This window comes from Aquibacillus sediminis, assembly GCF_005870085.1.
Taxonomy (GTDB): domain Bacteria; phylum Bacillota; class Bacilli; order Bacillales; family Amphibacillaceae; genus Aquibacillus_E; species Aquibacillus_E sediminis.
The window spans coordinates 340,797-356,453 of the sequence record NZ_SZNM01000001.1; the positions used below are offsets into that span (position 1 = coordinate 340,797).

A 15,657-nucleotide genomic window follows, 5' to 3' on the forward strand; every position below is an offset into this window, starting at 1 on the left:
GGTTAAAGAGTGACAAGGTAATCGCTACTATTCGCTACAAATGGATTATCTCTTTTCAACAAAAAAAGATAACCGCAATAAAGTTACTAAAACTACTTGGCTGCCACCACTAACCTGGGCTGTTTATAAAATAATAGCCCTATTAATAATGCATTTAAGATAAATCCAGGTACTAAATAGGACGCATTATAGACTAATGAGTACATCCATACACTCATACCGTCTACCATCGATTCAAAAAAAGCTATACCTGCATAAAAATGAGCGACAAATCGCAATGCATACCCTAATAACACCCCTAAGCTAATATACCAAACAAATCGCTTAATGTTTCCTTGTTTAAGGTTTTGCTTTACGTTTCCAGCAAACACACCCGCAAACCCTAAAACAACAAATGCTATAAAATAAGCAAAAATCACTTGAGCAATGTGAACGATAAATGGACTTCCTAAGAAAAATTGAAAAGTTCCAAATAATAAACCAGACAGAAGTCCACCTTTAAGTCCCCATCTGAATGCAACAATAAATACGGGAATCATCGCAAATGAAACGGAACCGCCCTGTGCCCATAGACAAAAATGGGATAATGTCCAATACATAGGCGAAAGCTGAAAAATATTGCCACCTCCACTAAAAATAAAATACGTGTGTTTGAATTCATTGAATCCCCTCCCCTTAAATTTTGGCAACAAAAAAAGCAATGCCAAGGGGAACCTCCTGATGGAGGACCCGCTCACATTGCATATACTACGCCATCAAAAAAGCCACCATCCCTACGCTAGTATTAACTAACAGGTTCAAAGGGTCTGAACAAAATGTCCACTCTCAGCCTTTAACGGCTCCCCCTGTAGGCTTTGCTATCATGCTTTTTTTGCTAGTTGAAATTATACGCAAATTTTAGTACTAAAGCAATAACGATGAAAATAGTAATTTTGCATATTGTTGTCATGAAACAACAGTTACTGGACATGGAGCAAACTGAATAACCTTCAAACACGTACTACCTAACATCTTCCCTTTTATGGTTTTCATGTTTTTCGTTCCCATCACAATACCTACTGCCTGAATAGTTTTCGCTTCATCACAAATTTCTTGTGAGGTGATGCCAAGCCTCCACCTCACCGTGACAGGAACTTCCTTATCAATCCGTTGCTTTCCCTGCTCTAAAATTTTTATCGCCCGCTCTTTTTTATATTCATGTAATTTCTTTTTACCAACTTTTTTATTTGCATAATAAGTGTTTACTTTTGGCTGAACATGTAATAATCCAAGAGAAAAATTAGCAGCCTCTGCTAATTTCACTGCATAATCAATTGCATGAAACGAAGGATCTGAACCATCAATTGCAACTAACAGTACATCTCTCATGAAATCACCTCTACTATTACTCTATTCATAAAAGCAGGAATTGCGCCTAAAATAAGATGATTGTTGTACAACTAAAACACTTATGTCATACTACATAGGAAGTAGATCCACAAACAAACATGGAGGTGATATACCATCTATTCACAACCTTTCATCACTGTAAAAAAAGAAATTGTCAATAATCGATTAACATACTCAGAAACAGTAGAAACAATTGAACTCCATAGCGATAAAATAATTACTCCACAACAGCACTTTCACCTTAACGACGTTTTGGATCTATCTTTTAAACCGTTCTCTAATCAACACGGTTTACTATACTTACATACGAATAAAGGCATGTTTTCCTATTACGTGAAGACCTCCCCACAGAAGTTTATAAGTCATTTTTCAGTTTTGAAATCTCAAATACTTTAACCGATGTGCTGCTAGTAATTGCTGGCTCGGACAGTGCATCAAATGCTATCATTCATCCAAGCACATCTTACGGTTTCATAAACATGTTGTTTTGCCACAATAACGACGATCAGCTCCGACGTCACTATTGAGTAGAGTTGTCACTCCCCTCTTTTCTTGAATTTAGCACAGTGAATTATATTGAACATTATTTGATCACACACGTTTGCCGACATAAAAGTGTTAAACATCTCTTCCTATTTTTTCGATTCTAAGGCGTTCGCAACACCATTTTTCCTCTGCCTCTTTTTTATGTAACTTATTTTAACTTTATGGATTATGCCTATTAAACGGACAGTAGCACATTAAAGTAAATTTCAATCGGTGGAAGACTAACTGCCAAAACGCACTATTACCAGTCTTTAGTTAATTAAGAAAAGGACGGCTCAAGAACCGCCCTTTTCTCAGTCTCGCTATTATTTTGTATCTGGATCGGGGTGAATATCGGATGTGCGCAACACATTTAGTGGTGTGTCATGTATATATTTAGGGGCAGGCTTTAGCTTAGGCTTTTTACCAAATGGGATTGGATTATCTACATAATTAAACACACCACAGCCGTCCATGCTTGTGCCATAAGCCCATCTGCCTTTCGCACTTTCATTTCCGGCTGAATAGTTAAATAGTGTATAAGAAACCTCTTGTTTTTCGAGTTCACGTGGGAATGTACTTGGAACCACTACATTTTCTTTTGCTTCTAATTCAGCAATTGCAGCGAGCCACTGATTTTGGTGCATGGTATCACGTGCGATCAACCATGAAAGCATATCTTTTACACCGCGATCTGTGGTTGATTCATATAAACGAACTGCTTGTAATCTACCATGTGATTCATAGGTTAAATTCATCCGCATGTCAGCTAGTAAATTACCACTTGCATTAATATAACTTGCAGACCAAGGTACACCAACACTATCTGCAGGCATTGCACCTAACCCCGACACGATTGCATGTTGTGGATTCATTCCACCAAGAATTGATCCGATTACTGGGTCTTGTGCGGCAACTTCTTGATCCCCAACAGGTGCACCATCTAATAATCTAGCTATCATAGTAGCTAGCATTTCAACATGTGCTAATTCTTCTGCCCCCGTATCCATTAATAAATCTTTATATTTACCGTCCCCACGTGTATTCCAACCTTGGAATAAATACTGTAAAGCAACTGAGATTTCACCAAATTGCCCACCTAATATTTCTTGTAATTTTTTAGCATAAACTGGATCTGGTTTCTCTGGTTTTGCTCTATATTGCAATTCTTTCACATGATAAAACATTAAACCCACTCCTCACTTAAAACATAAATTGTATTCACATATATTTCTTATGCACGAAAGCCTAATGACGTGAGGAGAGGATCAAAATGGTTTAATATTAATGTAATGGTTGTTGAGTTGTAACCGCCCTTTTCAACGCTTGCTGCATGTATCCTATACCACTATACCGTAGTAATGGAAATTGAATATTTTTTTCTATTTCAAAACTCCCTTTAACAATTGGCACATATTTTTTACCAGTTAATACGACAACAGTATCATATTGGTTTAATTTCTTTTGATCAACTTGTTTCTGTAGTTGTTCCATTGATATAATCTGATCACTTTTCGTATTAAATGTCACATCATAATTTTCTTCCACCATATCACTAGGCAACAAAAAACCGTGTTTTGCAGATAATATGACCCATTCATCACAAAATCGGGTTGCATATTGCTCACATAAATTATGGAAAGTTCCTATATAAGCTTCTTTTGCGGGCGTTGGTCCCACATCACCATATTTATCCCAAATTTTTTTCGTTCCACAAGGTATAATACACAATTGTTTCATATTTTTCTTTCACACCTATTTTTCATTATTTACTTAAAATAAATCTGTAATGACCTAAATATTTTAACATACAACATTCGGATATCTCCCCTTATATTTTATGATTTATTACAAAAAACGACATTTATGTGAATGATCCAAAAAATCTTTTAAAATTTATTTTTTATCTAAAATCATTGAATTTTCAGTGATGTAAGCGTTAACTAATATGGTCGTTTTCTTCAAATATCAGAAAATTTTCAATTTACCTGTTGACCTTGCCTTAAAATGGTTGTATGATTGTCGTCAATCAAAGGATTTTTATTTTATTAGAAAACATGTTGATAATCCATTTATTCATGTTGTAAGAAAGACATAATTAATAAAAGCGTTGACGGGAACAAAGGAATAAGAACCTGTATTTACAGAGAGCCGGGGTTGCTGGAAGCCCGGAAATACACCTTATTCTGACATCGTCCCTGAGTGCTGGGTTGAACGGATTATTCCTAGTAGGCACGGCCAGGTGTGACTTGAGCACCTGTTATCAAAAGAAGCTAACGAATGTATTATAGCTTCATGAGGCGATATTTGCGAGAATATCGTGAATCAGGGTGGTACCGTGAAAAGTGAAGGCCTTTTCTCCCCGATTTTTCTGCAATCTTGCAGTTTTATTGGGAAGAAAGGGCCTTTTTTTATACTTTTATATCAAAATATTCAGAAGCTTAACATTAATCAAACTGAACTTATTTAGGAGGGATTACCAATGGTAAAGACAGAAGCAAAACCGGATACCTCAACCGGTAATAAAACAAAAACAGGAGCCGATCTCCTTGTTGAGTCATTGATTAACGAGAATGTAACAACAATTTTTGGATATCCAGGTGGAGCTGTATTACCAATTTATGATGCATTGTATCGTGCAAAGGGGTCATTTGATCATATACTGAACCGCCATGAACAAGGTGCTATCCATGCAGCAGAAGGATATGCACGAGTTTCAGGAAAGCCAGGTGTTGTCATTGCGACTTCAGGCCCTGGTGCAACCAATTTAGTGACAGGTATTGCGGATGCCATGATGGATTCTTTACCATTAGTAATTTTTACAGGCCAAGTTGCAAGAGGTGTGATCGGAACGGATGCTTTCCAGGAATCAGATGTGATGGGAATTACCACGCCGATCACTAAACACAATTATCAGGTTCAAGATGTTCGTGACCTACCACGAACGGTTAAAGAAGCTTTTCACATTGCGTCAACTGGCAGACCTGGTCCTGTTGTGGTTGATATTCCTAAAGATATCTCAGCTAATCCTGTTGAAGGAACGTTTGATACAGATTTCCATTTGCCAGGATATCAACCAACAACCAAACCGAATCCATTACAGTTAAAAAAACTTGCTGAAGCCCTAGCGAAGGCGAAAAAGCCTGTTGTTCTTGCTGGTGCTGGTGTTCTAATGGGAAAGGCATCTGAGGAACTACGCTCACTTGTTGAACACTATCAATTACCTGTTACAACAACGTTACTCGGATTAGGCAGTTTTCCTGGTAACCATAAACTATCACTAGGCATGGCAGGAATGCATGGTACGTACGCAGCCAATACAGCGATCTATGAATGTGATTTACTCATTAATATCGGCGCCCGTTTTGATGACCGCCTAACAGGTAATTTAGAGAAGTTTGCACCAGATGCAACGGTTGCACACATTGATATCGACCCAGCAGAAATTGGTAAAAACGTCACCACTCATATACCAATTGTTGCTGATTCAAAAGTTGCCTTAACCATGTTGGGAGATCATATAAAAGAAGCTCCACAACATAAAGAATGGTTAAATCGCCTATATGACAATAAAATCCAATACCCATTATGGTACAACACTCCAGATGAAGAAATGGTGCCACAATGGTTAATAGAGGAAGTATATAACGTTACCGGTGGAAATGCGATCATCACAACCGACGTTGGACAGCATCAAATGTGGGCAGCGCAATACTATGCATTTGACCAACCAAATCGCTGGGTAACATCTGGTGGGCTAGGTACGATGGGATTTGGATTTCCAGCAGCACTTGGTGCACAATTAGCAAAACCAAATGATACTGTTGTCGCTGTTGTTGGCGATGGTGGTTTTCAAATGACATTACAGGAATTATCAATTTTACAGGAACGTCAATTACCAGTGAAGGTTCTAATTGTTAATAATGGTGCACTTGGAATGGTAAGACAGTGGCAAGAGTCCTTTTATGAACAAAGGTATTCGGAATCACTCCTTGACGTGCAACCAGACTTTGTCAAATTAGCAGAAGCTTATGGGATTAAAGGTATGAAAATTGAAAAACAAACAGACCTAGTTAATGCGTTACCTGATTTATTTGAATATGATGGTCCTGTTGTAGTTGATTGTCGAGTACTTCAACAAGAAAACGTCTATCCAATGATTGCACCAGGTAAAGGAATAAACGAAATGATTGGGGTGAAACGATGAAACGCATTATAACAGCTACTGTTAATAACCGTAGTGGTGTCCTTAACCGAATTACTGGATTACTCCAAAAAAGACATTTTAACATTGAAAGTATTTCTGTCGGTCGAACAGAAGTCGAAGGAATCTCAAAGATGACATTCGTTGTTGATGTGGAAGATAATCAAAAGCTTGAGCAAGTAACGAAACAGTTAAATAAGCAAATTGAAGTTTTAAAGGTTTCCGATATTACTGATAAAGCGATTGTTGCTAGAGAACTAGCATTAATCAAGGTGATGAGTAGCGGACAATTGCGCAGTGAAATTCAAGGGATTATCGAGCCATTCCGTGCTTCGGTAATTGATGTAAGTAAAGATAGTCTGTCGATTCAAGTAACAGGAAAGCCAGATAAAATCGAAGCATTAATTGATTTGTTACGACCATACGGAATTAAAGAATTAGCTCGTACTGGCGTAACAGCCTTCCAACGAGGGCAACAACCACAACAATCGGAATTAACTTCTTTTTCCCTATTAAACTAGGAATCAAGCAATAAAAGAAGAAGTTAACAATAAAACACTAAAATCATTATCTAGGAGGAAATTAAAATGGCAAAAGTACTTTATCACAACGATATTCAAGAGGATCTATTAAAATCGAAGAAAGTTGCAATCATTGGTTATGGTTCACAAGGGCATGCCCATGCGCTAAACCTAAAAGAAAGTGGTTTTGATGTTGTTGTAGGACTAAGACCTGGTAAATCATGGGATAAAGCGGTTGAAGATGGTGTTGAGGTACAGACAGTTGCTGACGCTACTGCTCAAGCAGACGTGATTATGGTTTTACTACCTGATGAGTATCAACCAAAAATTTATGAAGAAAGCATTAAGCCTAACCTACAACCTGGAAATGCTCTAGCATTTGCACATGGTTTTAATATTCACTTTAACCAAGTGGTACCACCTGAAGATGTTGACGTGTTTTTAGTAGCACCAAAAGGACCTGGACATCTTGTACGTAGAACCTTTGAAGAAGGTGCTGGTGTACCTGCCCTTTATGGCATCTATCAAGATCCAACTGGAACTACAAAAGATATTGCACTAGCCTATGCGAAAGGAATTGGGGCTGGTCGTGCTGGAATCCTTGAAACTTCCTTCCAAGAAGAAACAGAAACGGATCTCTTTGGTGAGCAAGCTGTACTTTGTGGTGGTGTATCTAGTCTAGTTAAGTCAGGTTTTGAAACTCTTACAGAAGCTGGTTATCAACCAGAAGTTGCTTACTTCGAATGCTTACACGAACTAAAACTAATTGTTGATCTAATGTACGAAGGTGGCCTTGAAGGAATGCGCTACTCAATCTCAGACACGGCACAATGGGGAGACTTTGTATCAGGTCCACGTGTTGTAAATGAAGAAACAAAAGCACGCATGAAAGAAGTACTAACAGATATTCAAACAGGTGTTTTTGCCAAAGGGTGGATTCTAGAAAACCAAGCCAACCGTCCACAATTTAATGCAACAAACGCGAAAGAAAATAACCATCAAATTGAAAAGGTAGGTCGAGAACTTCGTGAGTTAATGCCATTTGTTAAGCAACGTGCAAACTCTAAGAAGGAAGTGGTCTCTAATGGTTCAAATTAAAATTTTTGATACGACGCTAAGGGATGGCGAACAATCCCCTGGCGTCAACCTTAATCAACTAGAAAAAATCGAAATTGCTAAGCAATTAGAGCGGTTTGGGATTGACATTATGGAGGCAGGTTTCCCTGCTTCCTCTCAAGGTGATTTTGAAGCAGTAAAGAAAATTGCTGAAACCATTCAAGATGTATCTGTAACAGGCCTTGCTCGAGCAAAAAAATCAGATATTGATATTGCATGGGAAGCTTTAAAAGTTGCAAAAGAACCACGGTTGCATCTTTTTATCGCTACCTCCCCGATTCATATGGAACACAAATTAATGAAAACCCCTGAGGAAGTCATTGAAACCTCCGTTAACATGGTTTCTTATGCAAAGGAGAAGTTCACACATGTAGAGTGGTCTGCTGAAGATGCATCTAGATCTGACTTAGACTTTTTAGCAACAATTATTGAAAAAGTAATTGATGCAGGGGCTACGGTGATTAACCTACCAGATACGGTCGGTTATACCACACCAAAAGAATATGGAGAAATGTTTCGGTATATTAAAGAAAATGTCCCAAACATTGACAAAGTCGATCTTTCCGCCCATTGTCATGATGACCTAGGGCTTGCTGTTGCCAATTCACTAGCAGCAATCGAAAACGGTGCAACTCAGATCGAAGGAACAATTAATGGGATTGGAGAACGTGCGGGTAATGCAGCACTAGAAGAATTTGCTGTTGCCTTAAATATTCGCAAGGATTTTTACCCTTATAATACTAACCTTGTGTTAAAAGAAACGAAACGTACAAGTGACCTTGTAAGTAAATTTACTGGAATGGCAGTGCCTGGCAACAAAGCTGTAGTCGGTCGAAATGCCTTTGCACATGAATCTGGTATTCATCAAGACGGTGTATTAAAAAATGCCTCTACCTATGAAATTATTACACCAGAGCTTGTTGGTATTCAATCAAACAACCTTGTTCTTGGTAAACACTCTGGTCGTCACGCGTTTAAAGATCGTATTGAACAATTGGGCTATCAATTAACTGAAGAAAAACTTTCCGAAGCATTTACTGCATTTAAATTACTAACAGATCGTAAAAAAGAAGTCACAGATGATGACTTATTCGTCATTCTAACAGACATTCAAACAGATACTTCTGATGTGAAACGTTATCAATTGGAAGCATTTCAGGTTCAATACGGCTCCTACAACTTACCTACCGCTACCGTCGCTTTAACAACACCTGATGGTTCACGTGTTGAAACAGCTTGTACAGGTCAAGGAAGTGTAGAAGCACTTTATAATACAATTGAAAGATTAATGAAAGAAACGATCCATCTTACTGATTTCAACTTGAGTTCTATCGGTCAAGGAAGAGATGCATTGGCAGAAGTACATGTTAGTATGACCGTTAATGACACACCGGTAAGTGGTCGCGGGGCTGCTCAAGACGTTTTAGAAGCTGCTGCCCAAGCGTTCATTAACGCTGTCAATCGCGTATTTTTAAACCAGCATTCAAATGTAACAGCAAAAGCACAAATTTGAAGCATAGGAGGTTATTGCATGGAATCCAAAATCGTCTTACTCCCTGGTGATGGCATCGGTGAAGAAGTAATAGATTCTGCGAAACAAGTACTCGATGCAATTGAAAAGAAATTCAATCATACCTTTACGTATCAAACAAAGGATATCGGTGGGGCGGCTGTAGATAAGCATAAAAACCCTCTACCAGATGATACGGTGCAAGCTTGCAAAAATGCAGATGCTGTGCTACTTGGGGCTGTAGGTGGACCAAAGTGGGATAACAATCCCACCCACCTACGCCCTGAACGTGGATTACTAGGAATACGTAAAGCGTTAGAACTTTATGCAAACTTACGACCTGTAAAAGGGTTTGCTAAACTATTGCACGCATCCCCTCTAAAAGAAGAAATCATCGATGGAAGTGATTTATTAATAGTTCGTGAACTTACAGGCGGCATTTACTTTGGACAACCTAGCGAACGACGTGACAACGGGAATGCAGTCGTCGATACGCTTACCTATACACGAGCAGAAATGGAACGCATCATTGATAAAGCATTCCAAAGTGCACAATTAAGAAATAAAAAACTTACTTCTGTCGACAAGGCGAATGTACTCGAATCCAGTAGGTTTTGGCGCGAAATTGTAGAAGAAAAAAAATCTGAATATCCAGATGTAACCGTCAACCATGAATTAGTCGATGCAGCAGCAATGAAACTCATTACCAATCCTAGTGAATTCGACGTCGTTGTAACGGAAAATATGTTTGGTGATATTTTAAGTGATGAAGCTTCCGTATTAACTGGTTCCCTTGGGATGCTACCATCTGCAAGTTTATCTGAAAGTGGTGTCGGCTTATATGAACCTGCACATGGTTCAGCACCAGATATTGCAGGAAAAGGTATCGCAAATCCAATGGCAATGATCCTATCAACAGCTATGATGTTGCGTTATTCCTTGGGGCTCCATACGGAAGCTGAACGAATTGAATCTAGTGTCGAAGCAATGGTGAATGAAGGTTATCACACGGCCGATCTCCATGTCAAAGACGGAAAACAAGTTACAACACAGGAAATGACACAACTTATTGTTGATTACATTCAATCAGAGCAGTTGGTTCAAAGCTGATTTTAGGTTAGGAGTGAGATTATGGGAAAGCCAAAAACGATTATTGAAAAAATTTGGGATCAACATGTTGTCCATCAAGAAGACGGAAAACCTGACCTCCTTTATATTGATTTGCATCTTGTGCATGAGGTTACTTCTCCACAAGCATTCGAAGGGTTGCGCTTGAAGGATCGCCAAGTACGCCGACCAGATCGAACCTATGCAACGATGGATCACAATGTTCCAACTATCCACCGTAATGTGATTAAGGATGAAGTATCCAAAACACAAATGGAAACATTAAAGAAAAACTGTGAAGAATTTAATATCCCGCTCGCAGATATCGATCATCCTGACCAAGGGATCGTACATGTTATTGGTCCCGAATTAGGCCTTACCCAACCCGGTAAAACGATTGTTTGCGGGGATAGTCATACATCAACACACGGCGCTTTTGGTGCCTTAGCCTTTGGTATTGGAACAAGTGAAGTTGAACACGTCCTAGCAACACAGTCCTTATGGCAAGCAAGACCAAAAACATTAAATGTCAAGGTTAATGGTAAACTTGGTACAGGGGTCACCGCTAAGGATTTAATTTTAGCTATCATTGCAAAATACGGTGTTCGTTTCGGTACTGGTTATGTAATCGAGTATACGGGAGAAGCCATTCATTCCCTCTCAATGGAAGGACGTATGACAGTTTGTAATATGTCAATCGAAGCTGGGGCACGTGCTGGATTAATTAGCCCAGATGATACGACAGTGGAATTCCTTCGAGGGAAGCGTCACGCACCACAAGGGGCAGACTTTGAAAAAGCTGCAGCAGAATGGAAAGCACTAGCAACGGATGAAGGTGCAACCTATGATGCAACGGTTGAAATCAATGCGGATGAAATTGAACCACAAGTATCATGGGGGACTAATCCAGGGATGGTAATTCCTGTCAGTGCACAGGTTCCTAGCCCCGATGATGCAGAAACCGCAAATGAAAAAGATGCCATCAACCGTGCACTTGAGTATATGGGGCTTGAAGCCAATCAACCAATCTCTTCCGTTCATATTGACCATGTCTTTATCGGATCTTGTACAAACTCAAGATTGAGTGACTTACGTAAAGCAGCAGATATTCTGCAAGGGAACAAAGTAGCCCCTAATGTGAAAGCAATTGTTGTTCCTGGCTCACACAGCGTTAAGGTTGCTGCCGAACAAGAAGGATTAGATGTTATTTTTAAACAAGCTGGCTTTGAATGGCGTGATGCAGGCTGTAGTATGTGCTTGGCGATGAACGATGATGTTGTCCCAGAAGGCGAACGTTGCGCCTCTACTTCCAACCGTAATTTCGAAGGTCGTCAAGGTACAGGTGCTCGTACACACTTAGTAAGTCCTGAAATGGCTGCTGCCGCTGCTATTGAAGGTCATTTTGTTGATGTACGTAAATACAGTGTTCCTACAGCATAACAATCTATTTCCATTTAGAACAGTTGAACTGGAGGTCAAAAGATGGAACCAATCCGTACTCATAAAGGGATTGTCTACCCTTTAAATCGAGCCAATATTGATACAGATCAAATTATACCTAAACAATTTCTAAAACGTATTTCACGTCAAGGTTTTGGCCAATTTTTATTTTATAATTGGCGCTTTCATAATGATGGAGAACCACGTAAGGAATTCTCATTGAATGATCAAAAATATAAAAATGCCTCTATCCTAGTTGCAGGAGAAAACTTTGGTTGTGGTTCTTCACGAGAACATGCACCATGGGCATTACAAGACTTTGGATTTAAAGTTATTATTGCACCAAGTTTTGCAGATATCTTCTATAACAATTGTACTAAAAATGGAATCTTACCTGTTCGTCTAACCGAAGAACAAACCGAAAAACTAATAAACAATGCAGAATCTTCAACCTACTCGATCACTGTTGATCTAGAGAATAAAGTTGTTTATGATTCGGAGGATTTCAAAGCAACATTTGATCTTCCTGACTATCAAAGAGAAATGTTATTAAATGGTTGGGACGAAATTGCAGTCACGCTAACTCATGACGATAAGATCACTCAATTCGAAGAACAACGAATATTAAAATAATGATAAAATAACCTCGTTTCTAATAGAAACGAGGTTATTTTAATGCCCATGATCTCTGCTATGGATCGTTTCTTCCAAAGATACATCAGATTTAGTATGATCATGTATGTCACAATACCACACATCCGTTCGTATCTTGTGTGTAATATCACACTTAAACGTCCTTTTCACAAAGTTATGCCAAGCTGTATATTCATGTGTATCCTCATGAACCATTTCCAATTGAGAACTAGTTTTCTTCCAATTATGATTGGACTCATCTGTCTCAACAACTTCAGGCTCCTCTTCTTCATCTGTTGAACTTGCCAAGGAACTATACAATGGAGCAATAGTAACAATCAATGCTATGGTTAAACTAAATAAAAAGAACCGAATCACTTATATCCACCTCTTATTAATATCTTATCGTTACTATATCTTTCCACTAGACCTAATAAATATGTACGATTAATAAAAACTTAAAAAAATAAAGAGATTAGCTCCGACTAACCCCTTTATCTTTCTTCAACCTTAATTTACTACTGCATTAAGATTCATTTCTTTCCGTTTTTGGAAAATATTGGAATATCTCTCCTGATTCCATTGCATTTGCTAATCGCATGATCCAATTTAGATAGTTTCTAGAGTCATTTAATAATTCTAGATCCCTTTTTGCAGTGCCTGATACTGTTGGATCATTTGATTTTTCTGCGAGGTTTTCTAACACTGGTTCTGTTTGTTCGACAGCTTTCATAATTAAGCCGCGTTCAAGCCGTAGCATTTTAATGAAAAAACTTAAAAAATTGCGTAAAAAGTCCTTCTCCGCAATATAATGGTCTTTACGTTGTCCTTTCTTCCAAACTTTCGTAACCATTTCCGTATCAATCAGTTCTCGAATACCATTACTAACACTTGCCTTACTCATGGCAACTTGATCCTTTAATTCATCAAGGGTTAATGGTCGGTCAGAAAAATACAACACACCATATATTCTACCAACAGAGGGATTCACACCATAAACAACCATTGCCTGTGCGATCGCGCTTATCATCACATCATGGGATTCTTCAAGTATTTCTTGATCACTTTTCACAACAAACCCTCTTTCCTTATTCGACCAATTCAAATTATATTTTATATATTAAATTAAATGGATAAATTGTCAAGGGGTAACATATGCTCAGGGAGCACACTTGAAAGCGATACAGATTATACTTCCTAAACAACAACCTAATATTGCAACATGAGGTATCGTGAACTTTCCAATTGTTTACCCGTCGATGATTTCACCTTTTTGAAGCCTCTTCTTCTTTAGATCAAGCCCCAGTTTACGGCCTATTTTTTTTAATGTCTGTTCCTCCGTTGTTGTCACAATCGAAATAACTGTGCCTTCTATTTCGGCTCCCATTCGACCTGTTCGCCCTGAACGATGAATATATTGTTTCAGTTCCTTTGGAATGTCCATATGAATAACATGGGTTAAATCTGGTATATCTAATCCTCTTGCAGCCACATCAGTTGCTAGTAGTATTTCTAGTTGGCCAGATCGAAAATTTTTAATCGCTTGCTGCCGTTGTTGTTTTTTTGTGTCACTGTGTAAAACTGCAACGGAAATGCCCATATATTCTAACTTTTCTGCTAACACGGTTAAATTACCAATATCACGTACAAAAACTAGTGCTTTTAGGTCGTGGTTTCGTACAAGTTTCCTTAATATCTCAATCTTACCTCTTGCCTCTGATTCAAAATATATATGTGATACCATGGGTTTGTTAACTTCTTCTTCTGCTATTCGGATAACCGTTGGCTTATTCATAATTTCCTTTGCTTCCTGCTCCACTTTTTCAGGTAAGGTGGCAGAAAATAGTAGCAACTGGCGATCCTTCTGCGTACTTTTTATAATTGATTGTATTGTTTGACTATGTTCGGGTACTAGTAATTGATCTCCTTCATCAAGCACAATCGTTTTCACTTCATGCATTTTCAACTTCTTCTGCTTAATCAGTTCATAAATTCGTCCAGGTGTTCCAATTACGATTTGTGGTTTCTTTTTTAATTTATCTATTTGCCTTTTTATATTAGCTCCCCCAATTAAGGTAGTACTCCCTATCTCGCTACCTTTTGTCCATGTTTGTACTTCTTGGTGGATTTGCATTACTAATTCATGTGAGGATGCTAATATAATTACTTGTACCTGTTTTTGTTCTTGCTGCATTTGTTGTAAAAGCGGAATGATATATGCCAAAGTTTTTCCGCTACCTGTTGGTGATTCTGCTATTACATCTTGTCTATCGACAATCAAAGGAAACGATTGTCTTTGTACGGGGGTTAGCTCTTTGAATCCCTCTGTTTCCCAACCCTTCTGTATAAAATTATGTAAAGTCGGTATAAATTCTTTAATATTATTTACGTCCATGAGCTGAATTTCTCCTTTTTCATCGTTATCCGTATACTTTAACATAATCAATGGGAATAAATCACTTCTCATTACTACTATGTGAAACAAAACTTATTCTATCCAAAACAAAAAGAATGCGAACCCAAAAATTGGGTATCGCATTCTTTTTTTACTTTTCTCTGCCCCATGGTGTTCCTAAGAATGGTAACGCCCAGCGATCTAAACCATACCATCCAGCTACTTTCCATGCTAGTACTAACCATGTTGCTAAAATAAACAATATCGGGTTAGAGCTTAATGTTCCGGCAAATAGGAAACTAACATTCATTATACTACCAAAGAAAGCAGCTATCCCCGTTAACAAGCCAACGATTAATCCTAAACCAACAAGGACTTCACCAATAGCAACTAAGTATGAAAAAAATGAGGCATTTGGCATAACAAAGCTTTCTAAAAAGGCTGCATACCATCCTGAAACATCTCCACCTTCTTCAGCTTTACTTAACGTGCCACCTAGGAATCCCTTTAATGCCGTACCTGATTCACTACCTGTCCATGCAGGACTTGTTAACTTTCCCCATCCAGATGTTAACCACGTATATCCAAGATAAAGCCTTATAATTAACCAGATCCAAGCAGAGCGGGTACTGTTAAACAAATAATAAGAAATAGGATTTTCAGGTACTACGACACTATTTCCTTTCACATAATCATTTCTTGCCATACTTCTACCTCCTTATGAAAATAATAACTCTATAAAAATTGTTACTATACTTTACCCTAGCAATTTTAATTTCAATCATATTTGATTGGTCTATTCGTTTTTCATTTCTAC

General features: G+C 38.2%; 15 protein-coding genes and 1 riboswitch. Of the genes, 7 read left to right on the forward strand and 8 right to left on the reverse strand.

What is annotated here, in order from left to right; genetic code table 11:
• Positions 1–92 precede the first annotated feature (92 nt).
• From thiT to FCI53_RS01655, 4 genes are all read right to left on the reverse strand, one after another.
• Positions 93–707 (reverse strand): energy-coupled thiamine transporter ThiT, encoded by a 615-nt coding sequence (thiT, locus tag FCI53_RS01640; protein WP_246049981.1) that lies wholly within the window; start codon positions 705–707, stop codon positions 93–95.
• A 46-nt stretch (positions 708–753) separates the two neighbouring features.
• Positions 754–856, reverse strand: a riboswitch (TPP riboswitch).
• 89 nt (positions 857–945) lie between these two features.
• On the reverse strand, positions 946–1,368 hold the full coding sequence (locus tag FCI53_RS01645; RefSeq protein ID WP_138415176.1) for a universal stress protein: 423 nt from the start codon (positions 1,366–1,368) through the stop codon (positions 946–948).
• A gap of 872 nt (positions 1,369–2,240) precedes the next feature.
• The gene (locus FCI53_RS01650) at positions 2,241–3,101 is read right to left on the reverse strand and encodes a manganese catalase (protein WP_138415178.1); all 861 of its coding nucleotides are present in this window, start codon (positions 3,099–3,101) and stop codon (positions 2,241–2,243) included.
• Between the two features lie 97 nt (positions 3,102–3,198).
• The gene (locus tag FCI53_RS01655) at positions 3,199–3,654 is read right to left on the reverse strand and encodes a DUF6884 domain-containing protein (RefSeq protein ID WP_138415180.1); all 456 of its coding nucleotides are present in this window, start codon (positions 3,652–3,654) and stop codon (positions 3,199–3,201) included.
• Positions 3,655–4,396: 742 nt separating this feature from the next.
• Here FCI53_RS01655 and ilvB point away from each other — a divergent pair.
• The 7 genes from ilvB to leuD all read left to right on the forward strand — a co-directional run bounded on the left by ilvB (position 4,397) and on the right by leuD (position 12,445).
• The gene (gene ilvB / locus FCI53_RS01660) at positions 4,397–6,121 is read left to right on the forward strand and encodes a biosynthetic-type acetolactate synthase large subunit (protein ID WP_138415182.1); all 1,725 of its coding nucleotides are present in this window, start codon (positions 4,397–4,399) and stop codon (positions 6,119–6,121) included.
• On the forward strand, positions 6,118–6,639 hold the full coding sequence (gene ilvN / locus FCI53_RS01665; RefSeq protein WP_138415184.1) for an acetolactate synthase small subunit: 522 nt from the start codon (positions 6,118–6,120) through the stop codon (positions 6,637–6,639). The genes ilvB and ilvN overlap by 4 nt, the downstream gene beginning before the upstream one ends.
• Before the next feature lie 66 nt (positions 6,640–6,705).
• A complete protein-coding gene (gene ilvC, locus FCI53_RS01670) occupies positions 6,706–7,737 on the forward strand; it encodes a ketol-acid reductoisomerase (protein WP_138415186.1) in 1,032 nt (343 codons plus the stop codon).
• The gene (locus FCI53_RS01675) at positions 7,724–9,268 is read left to right on the forward strand and encodes a 2-isopropylmalate synthase (protein WP_138415188.1); all 1,545 of its coding nucleotides are present in this window, start codon (positions 7,724–7,726) and stop codon (positions 9,266–9,268) included. Before ilvC ends, FCI53_RS01675 begins: the two co-directional genes overlap by 14 nt.
• 18 nt (positions 9,269–9,286) lie before the next feature.
• On the forward strand, positions 9,287–10,375 hold the full coding sequence (gene leuB, locus FCI53_RS01680) for a 3-isopropylmalate dehydrogenase (protein WP_138415190.1): 1,089 nt from the start codon (positions 9,287–9,289) through the stop codon (positions 10,373–10,375).
• 21 nt (positions 10,376–10,396) lie between these two features.
• Positions 10,397–11,812 (forward strand): 3-isopropylmalate dehydratase large subunit, encoded by a 1,416-nt coding sequence (gene leuC, locus FCI53_RS01685; protein WP_138415192.1) that lies wholly within the window; start codon positions 10,397–10,399, stop codon positions 11,810–11,812.
• Between the two features lie 42 nt (positions 11,813–11,854).
• A complete protein-coding gene (leuD, locus tag FCI53_RS01690; protein WP_138415194.1) occupies positions 11,855–12,445 on the forward strand; it encodes a 3-isopropylmalate dehydratase small subunit in 591 nt (196 codons plus the stop codon).
• A gap of 39 nt (positions 12,446–12,484) precedes the next feature.
• On the opposite strand, the gene FCI53_RS01695 is transcribed toward leuD, so the two are convergent.
• The 4 genes from FCI53_RS01695 to FCI53_RS01710 form a co-directional block, all read right to left on the reverse strand.
• A complete protein-coding gene (locus FCI53_RS01695) occupies positions 12,485–12,823 on the reverse strand; it encodes a hypothetical protein (RefSeq protein ID WP_138415196.1) in 339 nt (112 codons plus the stop codon).
• A 148-nt stretch (positions 12,824–12,971) separates the two neighbouring features.
• A complete protein-coding gene (locus tag FCI53_RS01700) occupies positions 12,972–13,517 on the reverse strand; it encodes a GbsR/MarR family transcriptional regulator (RefSeq protein WP_171038027.1) in 546 nt (181 codons plus the stop codon).
• Positions 13,518–13,694: 177 nt separating this feature from the next.
• Positions 13,695–14,840, reverse strand: a complete 1,146-nt coding sequence (locus FCI53_RS01705) for a DEAD/DEAH box helicase (RefSeq protein ID WP_138415198.1) — start codon at positions 14,838–14,840, stop codon at positions 13,695–13,697.
• Positions 14,841–14,991: 151 nt separating this feature from the next.
• On the reverse strand, positions 14,992–15,546 hold the full coding sequence (locus FCI53_RS01710; protein WP_138415200.1) for a DoxX family protein: 555 nt from the start codon (positions 15,544–15,546) through the stop codon (positions 14,992–14,994).
• Between the last annotated feature and the right edge of the window lie 111 nt (positions 15,547–15,657).